General features: G+C 73.1%; 13 protein-coding genes. 6 read left to right on the top strand and 7 right to left on the bottom strand.

Annotated features, from left to right (window positions below; translation table 11 throughout):
- Positions 1–26: 26 nt before the first annotated feature.
- Both I5071_RS32185 and I5071_RS32190 read right to left on the bottom strand, forming a co-directional pair.
- Complete coding sequence (locus tag I5071_RS32185) at positions 27–1,304, bottom strand: serpin family protein (protein ID WP_236517092.1); 1,278 nt, start codon at positions 1,302–1,304, stop codon at positions 27–29.
- Between the two features lie 38 nt (positions 1,305–1,342).
- Entirely contained in the window at positions 1,343–2,053 is a 711-nt protein-coding gene (locus I5071_RS32190; protein WP_236517093.1) for a hypothetical protein, read from the bottom strand.
- A gap of 124 nt (positions 2,054–2,177) precedes the next feature.
- Between I5071_RS32190 and I5071_RS32195 the strand changes: the two genes are divergently transcribed.
- The 4 genes from I5071_RS32195 to I5071_RS32210 all read left to right on the top strand — a co-directional run bounded on the left by I5071_RS32195 (position 2,178) and on the right by I5071_RS32210 (position 12,697).
- The gene (locus tag I5071_RS32195; RefSeq protein WP_236517094.1) at positions 2,178–6,875 is read left to right on the top strand and encodes a sigma 54-interacting transcriptional regulator; all 4,698 of its coding nucleotides are present in this window, start codon (positions 2,178–2,180) and stop codon (positions 6,873–6,875) included.
- A 363-nt stretch (positions 6,876–7,238) separates the two neighbouring features.
- Positions 7,239–8,999 (top strand): M66 family metalloprotease, encoded by a 1,761-nt coding sequence (locus I5071_RS32200; protein WP_236517095.1) that lies wholly within the window; start codon positions 7,239–7,241, stop codon positions 8,997–8,999.
- A 210-nt stretch (positions 9,000–9,209) separates the two neighbouring features.
- Positions 9,210–10,139 carry a hypothetical protein gene (locus I5071_RS32205; protein ID WP_236517096.1) on the top strand — a complete coding sequence of 310 codons (930 nt, stop codon included), beginning with the start codon at positions 9,210–9,212 and terminating at the stop codon, positions 10,137–10,139.
- A gap of 83 nt (positions 10,140–10,222) precedes the next feature.
- Positions 10,223–12,697 carry a response regulator gene (locus I5071_RS32210; RefSeq protein ID WP_236517097.1) on the top strand — a complete coding sequence of 825 codons (2,475 nt, stop codon included), beginning with the start codon at positions 10,223–10,225 and terminating at the stop codon, positions 12,695–12,697.
- 4 nt (positions 12,698–12,701) lie between these two features.
- On the opposite strand, the gene I5071_RS32215 is transcribed toward I5071_RS32210, so the two are convergent.
- On the bottom strand, positions 12,702–13,475 hold the full coding sequence (locus I5071_RS32215; RefSeq protein ID WP_236517098.1) for an SDR family oxidoreductase: 774 nt from the start codon (positions 13,473–13,475) through the stop codon (positions 12,702–12,704).
- A gap of 128 nt (positions 13,476–13,603) precedes the next feature.
- On the opposite strand from I5071_RS32215, the gene I5071_RS32220 reads away from it, so the two are divergent.
- Both I5071_RS32220 and I5071_RS32225 read left to right on the top strand, forming a co-directional pair.
- Positions 13,604–14,245, top strand: coding sequence for a hypothetical protein (locus tag I5071_RS32220; protein WP_236517099.1), 642 nt, complete (start codon positions 13,604–13,606; stop codon positions 14,243–14,245).
- Between the two features lie 108 nt (positions 14,246–14,353).
- Positions 14,354–14,956, top strand: coding sequence for a hypothetical protein (locus I5071_RS32225; RefSeq protein WP_236517100.1), 603 nt, complete (start codon positions 14,354–14,356; stop codon positions 14,954–14,956).
- On the opposite strand, the gene fghA is transcribed toward I5071_RS32225, so the two are convergent.
- The 4 genes from fghA to I5071_RS32245 all read right to left on the bottom strand — a co-directional run bounded on the left by fghA (position 14,957) and on the right by I5071_RS32245 (position 19,640).
- Positions 14,957–15,811 (bottom strand): S-formylglutathione hydrolase, encoded by an 855-nt coding sequence (fghA, locus tag I5071_RS32230; RefSeq protein WP_236517101.1) that lies wholly within the window; start codon positions 15,809–15,811, stop codon positions 14,957–14,959.
- A 4-nt stretch (positions 15,812–15,815) separates the two neighbouring features.
- Entirely contained in the window at positions 15,816–16,928 is a 1,113-nt protein-coding gene (locus I5071_RS32235) for an S-(hydroxymethyl)glutathione dehydrogenase/class III alcohol dehydrogenase (protein ID WP_236517102.1), read from the bottom strand.
- Positions 16,929–17,180: 252 nt separating this feature from the next.
- Positions 17,181–18,152: a vWA domain-containing protein gene (locus I5071_RS32240; RefSeq protein WP_236517103.1), complete on the bottom strand. Its 972-nt coding sequence runs from the start codon at positions 18,150–18,152 to the stop codon at positions 17,181–17,183.
- Between the two features lie 57 nt (positions 18,153–18,209).
- The gene (locus I5071_RS32245; RefSeq protein WP_236517104.1) at positions 18,210–19,640 is read right to left on the bottom strand and encodes a DUF1552 domain-containing protein; all 1,431 of its coding nucleotides are present in this window, start codon (positions 19,638–19,640) and stop codon (positions 18,210–18,212) included.
- Positions 19,641–19,642: the final 2 nt, after the last annotated feature.

The following is a 19,642-nucleotide window of genomic DNA, read 5'->3' on the forward strand; positions in this document are numbered from 1 at the left end:
GGGACCGGCGGGCGAGCCGATTCTCGTCAGGCGCTGGGATCGGCGACGCGGCCCACGAAGAGCAGCGCGCCGGTCGCGCGGTCGCGGATGAAGAAGAGGAACGGACGATCGAGCGACACCCGAGGACGCGGCGGCGCGGCGCGCTCGCCGACGATCACCGCGGTCGCGGCCGAGGCCTCGGTGCCCGCCTCGCTCACGTCGATCGTCGCGGAGTGCAGCGCGGCGGACACGTAGAGATCGCGGCCCGCCGAGATGCCGTCGAGCTCGGCGAGCCCGCCGTCGAACACGTTGGGCATGCCCGCCTCGCGCAGCGGCTCGACGAGATCGACGTCGCTGCCGAACGCGAAGCGCGGCATCGTGACGTCGATGGTCTCGGTCGCGAGCGACGCGACGATCGCGTCGAGCCCGGTCGCGTCGAGCGAGCCCTCGAGCGCGTCGAGCGTGCCGGTGGTCGGCACCACGACGAGCATCGCGAGCTCCTCGCCCGCGTAGGCGAGCTCGGCCGCGGCCCAGCCCTCGCCCGTCGCGTGCGGCGCGTCGAGCGCGAGGTGCATCAGCGGCACCGTCACGTCGCCGCCGGTCGCGCGATGGAACGCGCCGTCGCGGGTGTCGTCGGGATCGAACTCGGTCTCCCACGCGGCGTCGAAGTGCACCGCGTTCACCAGCACGAGCCGGGTCGTGCCGTCGATCACGCCCGAGGGGATCAGCTCGGGGATGTTGCCGTCGGTGCGCTCGTCGACCCAGCCGTTGATCACGACCCGGCTTCCCTCGGTGTCGCCCACGAAGTCGAGCAGCGAGATGCCGGCGCCGAAGTGCGTCGCGATCGCGTCGAGGTACGCAGCCTCGAACGGGAAGCCGATCTGTCCGAACGACTGGTTCGCGATCGCGAGCCGCACACCCTCGCGAGGGCGCGACGCGAGCGCGAGGTCGAGCGCGTTCATCGCGCGATAGGTGGGCTCGCCGGGATGGGCCCAGCCCATCACCGCGTCGATCTGCGCGGCCGTCTCGCCGAGCGCGCCGGGGCGCAGCATGCCGAACGCGACCTGGATCGAGTGCGGCGAGATCACCGAGTTGCCCGGGCCTGCGACGCGGCGGTGGAGATCGAGCGCGAAGTCGGTCGCGCCGGCGCGCAGCGACGCGGCCTCCTCCGCGGAGACCGAGGGCGCGCTCTCCCGGACGAGCGCCGAGCGCGCGACGTCGCCCGGGGGATCGGGAGGCGGTGTGATCGGCGCGGGATCGGCGCTGCAGCCGGAGAGCGCGGCGGCGAGCGCGAGCATCGAGAGCGAACGAGCGGACGAAGGCATGAGCAGTCTCCTTTCGGAACGAGCGAAGCGAGGGCGCGTCACCGGACCTCGGCGGCGACGATCACGGCGCGGCGATCGCGCTCGGTCGCGCCCGCCACGGTGACGAGCAGGACGTCCTCGACCGGGCCCGCGGGCACGCTCTCGTCGGGCGTGAAGCGCAGCTCGATCGTGGCGCTCGCGCCGGCCGCGACGCGGGTGGGCGCGGGCTCGATCGCGACGCCGGCGATCGGCGCGCGCAGCACCACCGACTCGATCGTCACGTCCTCGGTGCAGTCGTTGAGGAGGGTGATCGTGTCGCGTGCCTCGCTGCCCACCCCGCTGCCGAGCACCACGAGATCGCGAGGCTCGACGCGCAAGCAGGTCAGCGCGCGCACCGCGGGCGCGATGCTGATCGCGTCGGCGAGCACGTCGACCGGCGCCGAGCGCTCGCCGTCGGCGCCGCGCACCCAGATGCGCAGCTCGTCGACCGCGGCCGTGGTGAGGTCGAGCGAGAAGCTGCCGTCGTCGGCGACCGGCGCGATGCGCACCACCGTCGAGGGCACGTCGAGGTTCGCGACGAGGACCTCGGCGGGCGGAGTCGCGATCGCCGCGCCGCGATCACCGATCAACAGGAACGAGCCTCCGCGCTCGCCGCCCATCACCCGCAAGCGCTCGGGCGCGAGGTTCGGCGGGTCGGGCTGCGGGGTGCCCACGCAGCCGGCGAACGCCAGCAGCGCGAGGAGCCCGAGAGCGCGGAAGAGCGCGGTCACGCGCCGATCCTGAGCAGCGTGTGTGCCGTCGGGATTTCCCGCGAAAACGCGGGATCCGACTGTTCCATGTTGTTCCACTCGTGCCTTCGTCCGTGCCACTGGAACATGTTGGTACACTCGCGTCGTGGTCTCGCCGGGGGTCGTGATCGCGTCTCGGTTCCGCGTCGTCGCGCCGCTCGGCGAGGGCGGACAGGGGCGCGTGGTGCGCGCGCTCGATCTCGCGCGCGGTCGCGAGGTCGCGCTCAAGATGGTGGCGGCGCACGCGCTCGACGCGGTGGTCGCGGAGCTCGAGGTCGCGACGCGGCTCGTGCACCCATCGCTCGCGAGGATCGCCGATGTCGGTCGCGTGCGGGTGGGCGATCGCGAGATCGCGTGGATCGCGAGCGAGCTGATCGAGGGCGTGTCGCTCGCGCGCTTCGCGAGCGGCGCGCGGTGGGCCGCGATGGAGCGCGCGATCGTGTCGGCGCTCGAGGGGCTCGCGGCGCTGCACGGCGCGGGGCTGCGGCACGGCGACGTGCGCGCCGAGAACGTGCTGGTCGCCGCGGATGGGCGCGCGGTGCTGGTCGATCTCGGGCTCGCGGGCGCGCTCGGGAGCGCGCTGCGGGGCGCGACGCCGGGGCTCGTCGCGCCCGAGCTGGTGCGGGGCGCGCGTGACGTCGATGGTCGCGGCGATCTCTACGCGCTCGGGATCGCGATGCGCGCGCTGCTCCCGACGATCGGTGAGCCGGTGCCGTACGCCGCGCGCGCGGTGATCGACGCGCTCGCCCATGACGATCCCGCGCGCCGGCCCAGCGCGGCGGAGGCCCTCGCGACGCTGGGGGTGCGGGCGCGCGCGGTGGAAGCGATCCCCGCCGCGCTCGTCGGTCGCGACGGGGCGCTCGAGGCGCTCGATGCGCTGGTGGCGCGGGTGAGCGAGGGCGCGGTCGGCGCGCGGGTGGTGCGCGTCGTGGGCCCGAGCGGAAGCGGCCGCACCGCGCTCCTGTCGCGGTTCCGATGGCGCTGCGGGCTGCGCGCGGAGATCGTCGAGCCGATCGCGGGCGCGCTCGGAGATGCGATCGCGCGGGCCGCGGGGCGCGAGGGAACGGTGCGCGGAGTCGCCGACGCGCTCGCCGCGATCGATCGCGCGAGCGGGCGTGGTCGAGCGTGTGTGATCGTGATCGACGACGCGGACCGGCTCGCGACCGATGCGCGGGCGTTGCTCGACGCGATCACGCGCGCGATCGATCCCCGAGGGCCGATCGCGGTCGTGATCGCGACGAGCGAGGGCGAGGGACTTCGGCTCGCGCCGCTCGAGACGCGCGACGTCACGACGTGGCTGGGCGCGCGGATCGAGCCCGACGCGATCGAGGCGCTCACGCATGCGAGCGAGGGCCTGCCCGGGCGCATCGTCGCGATCCTCGACGCGCTGCGCGGAGCGCACGTGGATCGCGCGGCGATCGCGGAGACGGTGCGCAAGCTCGCGCGGCGCGGTGCGCCGATGGACGCGAGCACGACCGAGCGCGCGAGCGCGATGTCGATCGCGGCGGCGGGAGGCACGCTCGACGACGGCGAGGCCGATGCGCTCGGGCTCGACGCGGCGCGCATCGCGGCGCTGGTCTCGCGCGGGTGGGCGCGTCGAGAGCGGGCGTCGTTGCGGCTGGTCGTGGCGGTCGAGGACGTGCTCGCGTCGGCGCGTCCCGCCGAGCGTCGCGCGGCGTTCCTCGCGCTCGCCGCGACCGCGGCGCGTGATCCCTCGCCGCAGCGCGCGATCGTGGAGCGGGCGCGACGGCTCGCCGAGGCGGGCGAGACCGACGAGGCGAGCGCGCTCTTGCTCGGCCATCCCGATGCGCCGTGGGATCGCGAGCGCGCGGCAATCGTCGCGCGGGCGAGCGGCCGCGCCGACGTGCTGCTCGCGCTCGCAGGGATCGAAGAGCGGACCGGGCGCGCCGATCTCGCGCTCGCGACGATCGCGCGCGCGCTGCGCACGAGGCCTGATCACTCGATGCGCGCCGAGGCGCGGGAAGCCGCGGCGTCGGCGTACCTGCGACGCGGCGATGGCGCGCGCGCACTGCGCGTGCTGGCGCGCACCACCGGTGTTCGTCACGCCGATCTCGTCGCGCGCGCCTCGATCCAGCTCGGACGCTACGACGAGGCCCGGCGGGCCGCCGAGGACGCGCTGCGCGGCGACGCGATCGACGACGCGATGCGCGCCGATCTGCTCGAGGACGTCGGCGTCGCCGCGGGCTACCTCGGGGATCGCAGCGCGTCCGATCGGGCGCTCGCCGAGGCGGAGCGGCTGCGGCGTGCGAGCGGGCGCGACGACCCGCGGGCCCGGGTGCGCATCGCGAGCTACCGCGCGATCCACGCGTACCGGGCGGGCGAGCTCGAGGCCGCGGCGGCGCGTTATCGGGAGGCGCTCGCGATCGCCGAGGAGCACGCGCTCGACGATCAGCTCGCGAGCGCGGCGCTCAACCTCGGCACCACCGAGCACCTGCGGGGTGAGCTCGGTGCGGCGCGTGACGCGTACGAGCGCGCGCTGCGGCTCGCTCACGCGCTCGGCCGGGTGCGCACCCACGCGGTCGCGCTCTTCGATCGCGCGCAGCTCCTCGCCGATGCGGGCGCGAGCGCGCGCGCCGAGATCGAGGCGGTGGCCGCGCTCGATGCCGCGCGCGCCGGTGGTCTCGACGCGATGATCGCGTGTTGTCTCGAGCTGCGCGGCGCGCTCGCGCTGGGGCGCGGCGATCCCGATGGCGCGACCGGCCTCGCGAACGAAGCGATCGCGATCGCCGATCGCATCGGCGCGACCCGCGAGCGCGCGGAGCTCGCGATCCTGGAGGGCCAGATCGCGCTCGCGCGCGGCGCGCTCGATGGCGCCACGTCGCACGTCGATCGCGCGCGCGACGACGCGGGCGCCGCGGATGCGCGCGACCTGATCGCGAAGTCGTGCGCCACCCGGGCCCGCATCGAGCTCGCGCACGAGCGCCCCGAGCGCGCGCTCGCCGCCGCGGAAGAAGGGCTCGCCGCGCTCGGCCCGGGCGGTGCGCGCGACGTCGAGGCCGAGCTCGCCGCGCTCGCCGCACAGGCCGCCGATCACGCCGGTGCGCCCGCGACGGCACGGCCGTTCCGCGATCGTGCGCGTGCGATCTGGGAGCGCGCCGCGCTCACGCTGCCGGCGTCCGAGCGCGCCGCGTTCTGGGCCGTCCCCAAGCGACGCGATCTCGGGGGAGGCGAGCGCGCTGCGCCCGGGGCGAGCGCGCGCGAGCGATGGCTCGAGCGCTTGCTCGCGGTGAACGCGCGGCTCACGTCGAGCCTCCGCGCGACCGACGTGCTCGAGGTCGCGATGGACGCCGCGATCGAGCTCACCGGCGGCGAGCGCGGCTTCGTGCTGCTCGCGGATCGCGAGGGCGGCGAGCTCCGGGTCGCGGCGGCGCGCCACGTCGATCGACGGCGCGTCGATCGTGCGTGGCTCGAGTGGAGCCGCTCGATCGCGGAGCGCGTGATCGCGAGCGGCGAGCCGATCCTCAGCGCCGAGGCGACCGAGGACGCGCGCTTCGCGGAGCAGCGCTCGGTGCGCGCGCTCGGGCTGCGCTCGGTGCTCGCGGTGCCGATCCGCGGGCGCGGCGGCACGCTCGGCGCGCTCTACCTCGACCATCGGTTCGCGCGCGGCAGCTTCGCCGAGGGCGGGGTCGGCATCCTCGTCGCGTTCGCCGATCAGGTCGCGATCGCGCTCGAGAACGCGCGGCTCCACGAAGAGCTCGCGACGCGCACCCGCGAGCTCGAGCGCGAGCGTCGTCGCATCGCGAGCTCGCTCGACGAGAAGGGCCGCGAGATCGAGCGGCTCGAGGACACCATCCGCGCGATGCGGGGCGCCGGTCCCGACGCACGCTACGAGGAGCTCGGCCTGATCGGGCGCGGCGAGGCGATCCGCGCGCTCCTCGCGCGCGTCGATCGCGTCGCGCCCGCGGGACTGCCGGTGTTGATCACCGGCGAGAGCGGGACCGGCAAGGAGCTCGTCGCGCGGGCGCTGCATCGCTTCGGGCCGACTCCCGAGGGACCGATGATCTCGATCAACTGTGCGGCGCTGCCCGCGACGCTGCTGGAGAGCGAGCTCTTCGGGCACGCGCGCGGCGCGTTCACCGGGGCCGATCGCGATCGCGTCGGGCTCTTCGTGCGAGCGAGCGGCGGCACGCTCTTCCTCGACGAGATCGGCGAGCTCCCGCTCGCGCTCCAGGCGAAGCTGCTGCGCGCGCTGCAGGAGCGCGAGGTGCGACCACTCGGTGGATCGCGCAGCGTCGCGTTCTCGGCGCGGGTGATCGCCGCGACCCATCGCGACCTGCGCGCCGACGTCGCGGGGCAGCGCTTCCGCGAGGATCTCTTCTACCGGCTCGCGGTGGTCGAGGTCGCGGTGCCTCCGCTGCGCGAGCGCCTCGAAGATCTCCCGCTGCTCGCGGCGCACGTGATCGCGCGACTGGCGCGCGAGACGAAGCGCGAGCCCGCACCGCGCCTCACGCCCGCCGCGCTGCGCACGCTCGCGCGTCACGCCTGGCCAGGCAACGTGCGCGAGCTCGAGAACGTGCTCGCGAGCGCGATGGTGCAGAGCGAAGACGCGCGCATCGACGCGCGTGATCTCGCGCTCGACGGCGGACGCACGCCACCGGCGAGACGGAGCCTCTCGCGGCGCGACGCCGACGAGCGCGAAGCCGCGCGGGTGGCCTCGGCGCTCGAAGCGAGCGGCTTCAACGTGTCGGAGGTGTGCCGCACCCTCGGCATCCCGCGCACCACGCTCTATCGGAAGATGAAGCGCTGGGGGATCGAGCCGGGGTCGGCGCGCGACCCCCGCTGATGGAGCGCGGAGCGCTCCGCGCACCACCCGAAACGCGCCGTTTTCCTGGCGATCACACGCGGTACGCACGTTGCTCAACGGAGTGCGATGCGACCGCGGCGCACCTCTTCGCACGCTCGTTCGGGCAGTGGTGACACGCGTCTCCACGGGCTAGCTCGAGACGCGACGCGGCCCCCGCAGTCCTCCCGCTCCACTCCTTCCTCACCCCGAGATCGATCGCGCCGCGCGCGATCGCACCGGAGGAACGTGCCGCACTCGATCGCGCTGCACGCGGCTCGCGCCGCGCTCGTCGCACTCGCCCTCACGGGCTGCGTGGGAATCATCGGAGGCGACTCCTCCGTCTCGCCCGGCGACGGACCTCCGGTGGTCCCTCCCGGGACCGACGGCGGGGTGTGGACCGAGACGCCCGACGCGTGGGCACCACCCGGCGCGATCTATCCCTTCGCGACCGTCGGCTCGCGGTGCGAGGGCGGCGCGACGCGCGAGTACCTCGTGCTCTCGTCGCAGCCGCCCGACTGCGCCGCGCACGCAGCGGCGTTCACCACCGACGATGCCGCGCGCTTCGCGCGCATCGCGCTGCCCGGCACGCCGAGCTTCCAGGCGAATGCGACGCTCTGCGCCGACGGCGCGTGCGCGCCGACCACGCTGAGCGTGAACGTGACGACGAGCGAGACCGGCGCGGCCGGCGACTGGATCGCGGTCGTCGGAGGTCGCCAGCGCGGCGGCACGATCAACGCGATGCGCTGCGACTACGACGCGTTCCTCCCGCAGGGCGACGACACGCCGGTCGGCGACCTCACGCTGCGCGAGGTCGCGCTCTACCAGGGCGTGAAGGTGACGATCGCGCGCGACGGAGAGGCGGTCGCGCCGAACGCGCCGATCGTCGCGAACCGCGGCGCCCTGCTGCGTCTCTTCGTCGCGCCGCGCTCGGGCTACGTCCCGCGCGAGCTCGTGGCGCGCGTGCAGCTCGGGGATGCGGCGCCGATCGAGGCGCGCGCGACGCTCATCGACGTCTCGCGCGACGACGCGCTCGGGTCGACGTTCAACCTCTCGATCCCGCCCGCGGCGCTCACGCCCGACGTGCCGATCTCGGTCGGCATCTACGATCCCGCGGCGCGCTGCGGCGGTGGCTCTCCCGACGTCGCGCCCGCGCGCTTCCCCGCGGCCGGTACCGCGCTCCTGCCCGCGCGCTCGATGGGCGGCACGTTCCGCATCGTGCTCGTGCCGGTGCGCTACACCGCGGACGGCTCGGGCCGCCTGCCCGACACCAGCGGCGCGAACGTGCAGCGCTTCGCCGACGAGGCGATGCGGCTCTTCCCGGTGGAAGGCGTCGACGTGACGGTGCGCGCGCGACCGCTCGACTGGCCCAACACGATCGGCGCCGACGGCAGCGGATGGTCCGCGCTGCTCAACGAGTGCGGGAACCAGCGCGCGCAGGACGGCGCGCCGCCCGACACCTACTACTACTGCCTCTTCTCGCCGTCCCAGTCGTTCGGCGACTTCTGCGGGCGCGGCTGCGTCGCGGGGCTCGGGTTCGTACCGGGGGCGCAGGACGATCGCGCGCGCGTCAGCATCGGCCTCGGCTACTCGGGCACCCAGGGCACGTTCGTGCACGAGGTCGGGCACACGCTCGGTCGACCGCACGCGCCGTGCGGCGGCGTCGCGGGCCCCGATCCCTCGTTCCCCTACGCCGGCGGCAGCATCGGCAGCTGGGGCTACGACATCCTCACCGGGGAGCTGAAGGATCCCGCGCAGCACGCCGACATCCTCGGCTACTGCGATCCCACGTGGATCAGCGACTACAACTACGGGCTCATCTTCGATCGGATCCGCGCGGTGCGCGGCACCCGCGCGCTGATCGCGGCGCAGCCCCAGACCTACGCGACGATCGTCGTCGACGTCGACGGCAGCCTCTCGTGGGGCAGCGAGGTCGAGCTCCAGCTGCCGCCCCAGGGCGAGCCGGTGCGCGCGACCTGGAGCGATGCGAGCGGCGCGAGCGAGAGCGTCGACGCGGTGTTCGCGCAGGTCGATCACATCGACGGAGGCATCGTCTACGTGCCCATGCCGAGCGGCGCCGCGACGCGCGTCGCGCTGCCCGGGTACGGAGCCCTCGACGTGCGCTGATCCGAACGGCGAGCCCCGCGCGGCGATCCGCGCGCGCGGGGTCGACGCGCGAGGACCCACCATCACGCGGAGTCCGCGACGATCGGTCGACGGACGCTCGATGCGATGCGCGTCGGATCGCCCCCGACGCGGACGCACGCATCGACTCCACGAGGCCGCGTTGCCGCGCCCGACCCGGCGGCTATGCGGCCGAGATACGGGGGGAGACGCGTGCGCATCGACCGCATCACGCTGGGCGAGTGGCTCGAGCGCGCCGACGTCCTGCTCTCGATCGTGACCGAGCGCGAGGCCTTCCATGCTCGCGCGCTCGCCGCGCGCGTGACGCCATCGTGGGTCGACTCGACGCCGGTCGATCGGAGCGGACACGACGCCGCGCGCATCGAGATCGTGCTGCGCGTCCGGCTCGAGGCGCTGCGCGAGGTGCTCGACGAGCTGCCGACGATCGCGAGCGTGCTGCGCTCGGAGCGCATGCGCGCCGCAGCGACGCGCGATCGACTGCACGAGCTCCTGAGCGAGGGCGCACCCTCGGCCGGCGCGGTGCAGAGCACGTTGCTCGTCCTCGCGACGCAGCTCGCATCGATGCTCGAGCTGCGCATCCTCGCCGAGCGTGCCGTGCGCTCCGACGACGCGGAGCGCCTCGACGCGGAGCGCGCACGCTGGGTGGACGCCGCGCGCGGCGTGCTGCGCGCAGTGCTCGACGAGCACGAGAACGAGGTGCGCGGAAGGCCGCTCGAGGGACGCGTCGTGCTCGTCGGCGCGAGCTCGCTCGCGACCCTCGCGCGGCTGACCCAGATGCTCGAGCGCGCGGGCGCGACGACGGTGCTCGCGAGCTCGCGCGCCAGCGCGGAGTCGCTCCTGCGCTGGTTCCACGTCGACGCGGTGCTCTGCTTCCTCGCGAGCGCCGACGATCCGATCGCATGCATCGCGCTCGACGCGCGCGAGGCCGCGGGTGGTCGGCCGTGCCCGCTCTTCGTCGCGCTCCTCGCGCCCCACGCGGACGTGGCGGCCGAGCGCAGCACCGAGCTCGGGTTCGACGCGGCGATCCCGATCGCGTTCGCGCCGCGCGATGCGCTCACGATCGCGATGGCCCTCGCGCTGCGTGCGCGTCGCGATGGTGTGGCGAGCGACCACGCCTCCTGAGCCCCGCCATCGCGCCAGGGTGCCACCTCGAACCATCCGCCCTATATCGGAGCTGCGCGCCGCCGCGGTGGGGCGAGCCCCACATGCATCATCACGCGATCTTCGACGCCTCTCCCAACGCGTACATGGTGCTCGATCGCGAGCTCCGATACGTCGCCGCGAACGAGGCGTACCTGCGGATCACCGCGAGCCGGCTCGAGGATCTGATCGGGCGCGGGATCTTCGAGGTCTTCCCCCACGATCCCGAGCAGCCCGACAACGACAGCGCGCGCCTCCTGCGCGCGTCCCTCGACCGCACGCTGCGCACCAAACGACGCGATCACCTCGCGCTGATCCGCTATCGCGTGCCGCGCGAGACACCGGAAGGCGTCGTCCTCGAGGAGCGCTGCTGGAGCGCGACCCACACGCCGATCCTCGATGCGCAGGGCGAGGTCGCGTACGTGCTGCAGCACACCAGCGACGTGACCGAGCTCGAGCGCCTGCGCGCCGCCGCGGGCCAGGCGATCAGCGGCACGCGGGAGCAGCTCGAGGCAGACGTGCTCGCGCGCGCCAGCGCGGTGCAGGACACCAACGTGGTGCTGGAAGCGGAGCGACGCCGACTGCGTCAGCTCTTCCGCCAGGCGCCGGGTTTCATGTGCGTGCTCGGCGGCCCCGAGCACGTGTTCGAGCTCGCGAACGCGGCGTACCTCGAGCTCGTCGGGGCGCGCGACGTCGTCGGCAAGACGGTGCGCGATGCGCTCCCCGAGGTCGCGGAGCAGGGCTTCATCGAGCTCCTCGATCGCGTGCGCAGCAGCGGCGAGCCGTTCGTCGGGGACAGCGTGCCGGTCGCGCTCGCGCGCGGAGGCCAGGTCGAGACGCGCTACCTCGACTTCGTGTACCAGCCGGTGATCGAAGCCGACGGAACGGTCTCCGGCATCTTCGTGCAGGGCCACGACGTGACCGAGGAGCGGCGCGCCCAGGACGAGGTCGCGCGCTATCGCGATCACCTCGAGGAGCTCGTCGCCGAGCGCACGCGCGCGCTCGAGCAGAGCGAGGCCGCGCTCCGCCAGGCGCAGAAGATGGAAGCGGTGGGGAGCCTCACCGGCGGCGTCGCGCACGACTTCAACAACCTGCTGCAGGTGATCGCGGGCAACCTCGCGCTGCTCGCGCCGGACGTCGCGGGCGATCCGCGCGCGACCCGCCGCCTGCGCGAGGCGATGAGCGCGGTGGAGCGCGGCGCGAGGCTCTCGTCGCAGCTCCTCGCGTTCGCGCGGCGTCAGGAGCTCGAGCCCGAGGTGGTCGATCTCGATCGGCTCATGCACGACGTCGAGCCGCTGCTGCGGCGCGCGGTCGGCGAGCGCATCGAGATCGTCCGCGACGTGCAGCCCGATCTCTGGCGGACGTTCGTCGATCGCAACCAGCTCGACAACGTGATCCTCAACCTCGCGATCAACGCGCGCGACGCGATGGACGGCACCGGGCGGCTCGAGATCTCGGCGCGCAACGTGACGCTCGACGCCTCGACGCACCCCGAGGCGAGCGCCGGCGATCACGTGCTGCTCGCGATCACCGACACCGGGTGCGGCATGACGCGCGAGGTGATCGAGCGCGCGTTCGAGCCGTTCTTCACGACGAAGGCCGAGGGGCGCGGCACCGGGCTCGGCCTGAGCATGGTCTACGGGTTCGTGCGCCAGACCGGCGGCCACGTCGCGATCGAGAGCGAGCCCAGCCGCGGCACCACGATCGAGGTGTACCTGCCGCGCACCGATCGCATCGCCGAGAGCGTGCGCGCGGCGGAGACGGCGAGCAGCGTCGTGCGCGGGGGCACCGAGACGATCCTCGTGCTCGAGGACGATCCCGCGGTGCGCGCGACGGTGAGCGATCTGCTGCGCGATCTCGGCTACCGCGTGATCGAGGCGGAGAGCGGTCCGCGCGCGCTGGAGATCCTGCAGGGCCGCACCCCGATCGATCTGCTCTTCGTCGACGTCGTCGTGCCGGGCGCGCTGCGCAGCCACGAGATCGCCGAGCGCGCGGAGGCGATGCGCCCGGGGCTCGCGGTGCTCTTCACGTCGGGCTATCGCGACGACACCGGGGCGAACGAAGCGCTGCTCCGGCGCCGCGCGCACCTGGTGCGGAAGCCCTACCCGCGCGCCGAGCTCGCGCGTCGGGTGCGCGAGACGCTCGAGGCACGCTCGCGATCGGGCGGCGCGATGCGCGTGCTGGTCGTGGAGGACGACGACGACTCGCGCGAGCTCGCGGGCGAGATGCTCGCGGCGCTCGGCCACGAGGTGCAGAGCGCGGCGACCGGCGAGCAGGCGCGCGAAGCGCTGCGGAGCGCACGCTTCGACGTGCTCTTCACCGACGTCGGGCTCCCCGACGTCTCGGGGGTCGAGCTCGCGCGCGGCGCGATGCGCGATCAGGCCGAGCTCGGTGTGGTGCTCGCGTCGGGCTACGGCGAGCAGGCGCGCGAGGACGACGACGCCGAGCTCGCGCGCGCGGTCGTGCTGACGAAGCCGTACCTCCCGACCCAGATCGAGTCGGCGCTGCGCGCCGCGACGCGCGTTCGAGCCGGCGCCTGATCGATCACAGCGTCTTGGTCGCGCCGCCGTCGACGTCGACGATCGCGCCCTGCAGGTAGCTCGCGATCGGCGAGGCGAGGAACGCGACCACGCGCGCGATGTCCTCGGGCTCGCCGAAGCGCGGGATCCCCATCGCCGCGACCATGCGCCGCGCGGCCTCGTCCTCCGAGACTCCCTCGTGCGCCGCGGCGTTGCGGATGCGGGTGCGGAGCCGCTCGGTCGCGATCGCGCCGGGGTTGATCGCGTTGACGCGCACGCCGCGCGTCGCGCCGCGATCGGCGAGCACCTTGGTCAGGTTCGACAGGGCCGCGTTCACCGCGCCGCCGATCGCGAACTCCGCGGTGCCGGTGCGCCCGCCGATGCCGATCACGTTCACGATCGCGCCGCGGCTCGCCTCGAGGTGCGCCCACGCCGCGCGGCACAGGCGCATCGCGCCGAAGAGCTTGAGCGCGAAGCCGTCGGCCCACTCGTCGTCGGTGAGCGCGAGGAAGTCGCCGCGCTTGGTCGCGCCCGCGTTGTTCACCACCACGTCGATGGCGCCGAAGCGCGCGATCGTGGCGTCGACCACGCGCTGCGGCGCATCGGGCAGGCGCAGATCGATCGCCATCACGAGGCTCTCGGTGCCGAGCTCGCGCGACAGCGCATCGAGGAGCTCCTGCGAGCGCGCGACGAGCACGAGCTTCACGCCCTCTCGCGAGAGGGTCTGCGCGATCGCGCGGCCGATGCCGCGGCTCGCGCCGGTGACGATCGCGACCTTGCCGGTGAGCTGCAGATCCATCGCGCGAGGCGTAGCGCGGATCGCTGCCGTGGTCTGGCGTCTCCAGCGGTCGCGCGGCGCGGCGCTTGCTGTTCGATGCGCGGTTTCGACATCGGCGCGCGTCGCGCGCGCCGCGGGAGGATCGCGCGATGGTGTCGGGCAGGACGAGGAGCGATCTCGCGATCGCATGCGCGCTCGGGCTCGCGCTCACGGGATGTGTCGGCGTGATCAGCGGGCCGCTGGGCGAGAACCAGCCACCGCCGACGGGGAACGGCGATGCCGGTCGCGCGCCGTGGGACGCCGGCGCGCAGCCGCCGCCCGACGACGACGCGGGCGCACCGCCGATCGACGAGGTCGATGCGGGCGCCGACGATCCCGAGCCCGACTCCGGCGTGACGATCCCGCTCGATCCCGACGCGGGCACGCCCGATCCCGGCGGCGACGCAGGCCCCGAGCCCGACCCCGGCGCGGTCGCGTTCTCCGAGATCGTCTCGATCCTCAACGGCGGCCGCTGCGGGCCCTGCCACACGTCGAACGAGGCGGGTGGCCTGCGAATCTCGACCAACGCCGCGCAGATGCATCGCGAGCTCACCGGCGACGCGCGCGCCAGCAGCGAGTGCTCGCCGGCCGACTATCGCGTCGTGCCCGGCCAGCCCGGGCAGTCCGCGCTCTACCAGCGTCTCGTGGGCAGCGGCTGCGGCGTGATGCCGCCCTCGGGTGGTCCCGTCTCCGCGGCCGCGCTCGAGACCGTGCGCGCGTGGATCGAGGAGGGCGCGATCGGGCCCGAGTGAAAGAACGTCGAGCGCGCCGTGCGCCTCGTGCCAGCGAGGTGCGCGGCGCGCCCGTCGGAGCGGCGCGTGCTCCGCTCCGTGGTGATGGGACTCGCGAGGAGGCCGGACGTGGTTCGACGGCGCTGGATCGCGGAGCTCGTGTCGATGGTCGCGCTCGCGTGCGGCACCTCGGTGATCGCGGTGCCGCTGCACGCCGCGCCTCCACCACGCACCTTCCTGCTGCGGGTGCACGTCCCGCCCTCCACCGTCGACGACGGGTTCGTCGATGCGCGCGTGGAATTCGCGAACGCGCTCTTCGCGCCCGCGAGCGTGCGCTTCGTGGTCGACGAGCGCGTCGCGCTGCACCCCGCGCGTGCGAGCGTCCGCAGCGCGCTCGACGTCGTGCAGCTCGCGGAGATCGTCGACGGCTCGCGCATCGACGTGCTCGTGGTGCGCGACCTCCACGTCGGCGACGACGCGGTCGGCTTCTGCGTGCCGCGGGTCGGTCCGCTCGATCCCTTCGTGCTGATCACCGAGCACGCCGGCGAAGAGACCCTCGCGCACGAGCTCGGGCACTACTTCGGCAACGCGCACTCGTCGACGCCGGGCAACGTGATGTGGCCCTACGTCGGCCGCGGCTTCGGCGCGCACTTCTTCGATGGCTCGCAGCTCGCGATCATCGACGCTCGCGCACGACGCTTCGCGGCCGACGGGCGGCCCGCCACGCGATGATCAGCCCGCCAGCAGCGCGGCGTGATGGCGGAGGTGATCCGCCATGAACGTCGCGATGAAGTAGTAGCTGTGGTCGTAGCCCTCGTGACGCCGCAGCCGGAGCTTCTGCCCCGACGCCGCGCACGCCGCCTCGAAGCGCTCGGGCTGGAGCTCGCGCTCGAGGAATTTGTCGGCCATCCCCTGGTCCACCAGGATCTCGCTCGCGAGCTGCGTCCTCTTCACCAGCTCGGTCGCGTCGTGCTCGCGCCACGCCGCGCGATCGGGGCCGAGATAGCCGGTGAACGCCTTCACGCCCCACGGCACCTCGCCCGGCGCGACGATCGGCGCGAGCGCCGACACGCTGCGATACCGATCGGGATGGCGCAGCGCGAGCGTGAGCGCGCCGTGCCCGCCCATCGAGTGTCCGAAGATCCCGCGCGCATCGCTGCGCACCGGGAAGTGACGCTCGACCCACGCCGGCAGCTCCGACAGGACGTGGGTCTCCATGCGATAGCTCGCGGACCACGGCGACTGCGTCGCATCGAGGTAGAAGCCCGCCGCGACGCCGAAGTCCCAGCTCGCGTCGTCGCCGGGGTAGCGCGTCGCGCGCGGGCTCGTGTCGCACGCGACCAGCGCGAGGCCGAGCTCCGCCGCGACCGCGTGGGCCTGCCCCTTGGTGGGCAGGTGCTCTTCGCTGCAGGTGAGCCCCGCGAGGTAGTAGACGGCGGGCACGCGCTCGCCGCGCAGCGCCGCGGGCGGCAGGTACACCGAGAACCGCATCGGCGACGCGCACGCGGCGCTCGGGTGCTCGTAGAAGCCCTGCCGCCCGCCGAAGCACGCATGCTCGGAGCGGATGACGAGATCGTTGGAGCTCATACGATCACGAGTACTCGATGACGGTGCGGATCGAGGTGCCGGCGTGCATCAGGTCGAACGCCTCGTTGATGCGCTCGAGCGGGAGGCGATGCGTGATCAGCGGGTCGATCACGATCTTCTTGTCCATGTACCAGTCGACGATCTTCGGGACGTCGGTGCGTCCGCGCGCGCCGCCGAACGCGCTGCCCTTCCACACGCGCCCGGTGACGAGCTGGAACGGGCGCGTCGAGATCTCCTGCCCCGCGCCCGCGACGCCGATGATCACGCTCGTGCCCCAGCCGCGATGGCAGCACTCGAGCGCCTGACGCATCAGCTGCACGTTGCCGACGCACTCGAAGCTGTAGTCCGCGCCGCCGCCCGTGAGCTCGACGAGGTGCGCGACGAGATCGCCCTTCACGTCCTTGGGATTGACGAAGTGGGTCATTCCGAGCGAGCGCCCGAGCGCCTCGCGCGCCGGGTTGATGTCGACGCCGACGATCTTGTCCGCGCCGACCATCTTCGCGCCCTGGATCACGTTGAGCCCGATGCCGCCGAGGCCGAACACCACGACGTTCGCGCCGGGCTCGACCTTCGCCGTGAAGAGCACGGCGCCGATGCCGGTCGTGACGCCGCAGCCGACGTAGCAGATGGTGTCGAACGGCGCGTCGTTGCGGACCTTCGCGACGGCGATGTCGGGCAGCACCGTGTACTGCGAGAACGTCGAGCAGCCCATGTAGTGGTGGATGAGCTTCCCGTTCTTCGAGAAGCGGCTGGTGCCGTCGGGCATCAGACCCTTGCCCTGCGTGGCGCGGATCGCGGTGCAGAGGTTGGTCTTGCGGCTGAGGCACGACTTGCACTGCCGGCACTCGGGTGTGTAGAGCAGCACGACGTGATCGCCGGGCGACACGCTGGTCACGCCCGCGCCGACCTCGCGCACGATGCCCGCGCCTTCGTGCCCGAAGATGACGGGGAAGAGGCCCTCGGGATCCGCGCCCGAGCGAGTGAACTCGTCGGTGTGGCAGACGCCGGTGGCCTTGAGCTCGACGAGCACCTCGCCCGCCTTCGGCCCTTCGAGATCGACTTCTTCGACGACGAGAGGCTTGCCCGCCTCGTACGCGACCGCAGCACGTGTCTTCATGCCGCGCAGCCTACCGAAGCATCACCGAGATGGACACCGCTCCGAACGAGGAAGGGACCCGCCGAGGAGAGCAGGAGCGCTTTCGCGGAGGAGAGCAGGAATTTCTTGTGCCGCTAAGGAGAGCAGGAGTTGCAGGAGGGAAATCCACTCCTCACGTCGATGGATCCCAGAGCGCGAGTGTGGCCCCGAATTCGCCCATCTCCGTGGTCTTCCCAACCCTCCTGCTCTCCTTGGAAATTCCCCAATTCCTCGTCAGAAGAGCGGCGGCTGACAATACGACTCGATCACGACGTCGTTGATCGTCGTGGCGAGGCTCAGCGAGCCCGACTGCACCATCGCGAGATCGAAATTGCGCCCGTCGGTCGAGTCGGGGATCGGCGCTGCACCGTTGTACGGTGCGCTCCAGCCGTTGGTGATCTGCGACCACTCGAGCCGGCGATCGGTGCCGCAGCGGCTCAAGAACCCGGGCGGCGACAGGCGGGTGAACGAGAACACACGCGCTCGCGCGCTCCGGACCGCGGCGATCGTCTGCGCCATCGAGTGCAGCGCGGGGTAATTGCCCTCACGCGGATAATCGGTGCTGGTCCAGTCGCCGTCGTGATCGCGATCGCCGTAGTTGTCGGTCGGCTCGATGAACGTGTCGTCGGTCGCGATGATGATCACGCGCGTCGCGTTGGGCCGCCACGGGAACTCGGTCGCCGCGGCGTGGAGCGCGTCGAGCGCGTTCTCCTCGCAGATCGGGTTCTGCGTCGTCGGGCCGCCCGGGCCGTCACCGGGATTGCGGTTCGGGTTCGTGTACGTCGTGAGGAACTGGCGGAACGCGCTCTGCAGCGTCGACGCCTGGGTGTGCACGCGCCCGCCCTCGAGCGCGCCGTTCGTCGCGAACGCGTGGTTGTCGACGTAGCCGATGAAGCCGAAGTGGGGATCGGGCGCGAGCTCGGTCGCGGCATCGACCACCATGCCGACGTCGTCCTCGAGCTCCTCGAGCACGAAGTTCATCGAGCTCGACACGTCGATCACGAACACGACGTCGACGCTGTCGGTGCACACGCCCGCGTCGATGCGCTGCACGTCGGGGAACCCGCCCCCGTCGTGGGGTGGATTCGTGGTGCCGGCGTCGAACGAGCCCGCGTCGCCGAGCGGTGGGCGGAACGAGTCGTCGCCGCGCTCGGTGCAGGCCGCAGTCAGTGAGAGGACGAGAAGGAAGAAGTGCCCCGGCTTCATGCCAGCGAGCGTAGACGACGAATCCAGGCTTTCCGTGCGGATCGACACACGCGCGCGTCACGCCTCGAACATCGCGTCGAGCCTCGAGCTCACCTCGCCGAGCCCGCCCTCGACGCCGACCGCGTTCATCGCCGACACCGCGACCCGCGCCGGGTGCGCGCCCGCCGCCGCGATGTGACGCCCCGGACGCAGCCCACCGACGCGGCCCGCGAACAGCGCCGCCATGTTCTCCGACGAGTGCGACTTGCCCGCCTCGCCGCTCTCGGGATCGTGCCCGTGCCCGCCCTCGAAGAGCAGCACGAGCGCGGTGCGATCGAGCAGCGACGCGTCGTCGTCGGGCGTCTCGCGCAGCGTCTTCACCAGGTACGAGAACGAGTCGACGTGCCACGCGATCGCGCGCGACATCTCCTCGATCGATCCCGCGCCGTGACCGAGCTCGTGCACGTCGATGTTGCGGCCCTCGAGCCCCGGCAGCGCGACCACGTTCATGAACGACTGCGCGCAGGTGATCATCAGGCTCACCGAGCGCGTGAGATCGCACGCGAGCGACATCCGCACGAGATCGCACATCACACGCGCGCGCTCCTTCTCGTGCGCGTAGCCGATCTCGCGCGAGCCGCCCTCCTCGGTGGTCACGTCGATCGGCGCGTCGCGGCCGGGATCGGGCGGGACCTCGCACACGCCGGTCGTGGGGATCTCGTCGATCGCGCGCTCGATCGCGCGCAGCTCGTCGAAGTGACGCTCGAGACGACGGCGATCGGCGGTGCCCACCCGGCCCATCAGCCGCGAGATGCGATCGCCCACCGAGTCGAGCACGCTGCGTCGCTGCTGGAGGCGCAGCGCGCGCGCTGCGGCGTCCTCGTCGTCGGTGGGCGCGCCGCCGCTGAACAGCGTGTCGAACGCCAACCGCGGCGAGATCACCGGCGGCACCGCGACGATGCGGCCCGAGCCGTCGCGGCGATACGACATGCGCGCCTTGTTGGAGTCGCCGCCACGATAGGTGCTCGCCTGCACGCGCAGCTCGAGCGAGCGGAAGCGCGTCTCGGCGCCGATCGCCTGCGCGACGATCTGCTCCGACGTCGGACCGCGCGCGCCCGCGTCGCGTCCGGTCGCGCGCACGCCCGAGAGCAGCGGGCCCACCGTGCTCGAGTGGAACTCGACGGGACGACCTCCGGGCGGCACCTCGCTGCCGGTCTGCCACGGGATGCGAAGCCCCGTGACCACACCGACGTCGTCGTTCACGCCGTGGGCGCCGATCGGCGCGAGCGCCATCGTGAGCGGATATCCGGCGCCGGTCGCGCCGGGCACGAAGAGGTTGCGGCTGGTCCCGATCGAGCTGCCCGCGAAGCACACGACGTAGCGCGATGGCGAGGTCGTCTGGGCGCGCGCGCGAGCCGGCGCCATCGCCTCGAGGAAGGGCAGCGCGATCGTGGTGCCGAAGGTCCCGATCAGCGCGGTTCGGCGCGAGAGCAACAGCTTCTTCGTCATGA

This window comes from Sandaracinus amylolyticus (genome assembly GCF_021631985.1).
Classification (GTDB): domain Bacteria; phylum Myxococcota_A; class Polyangia; order Polyangiales; family Sandaracinaceae; genus Sandaracinus; species Sandaracinus amylolyticus_A.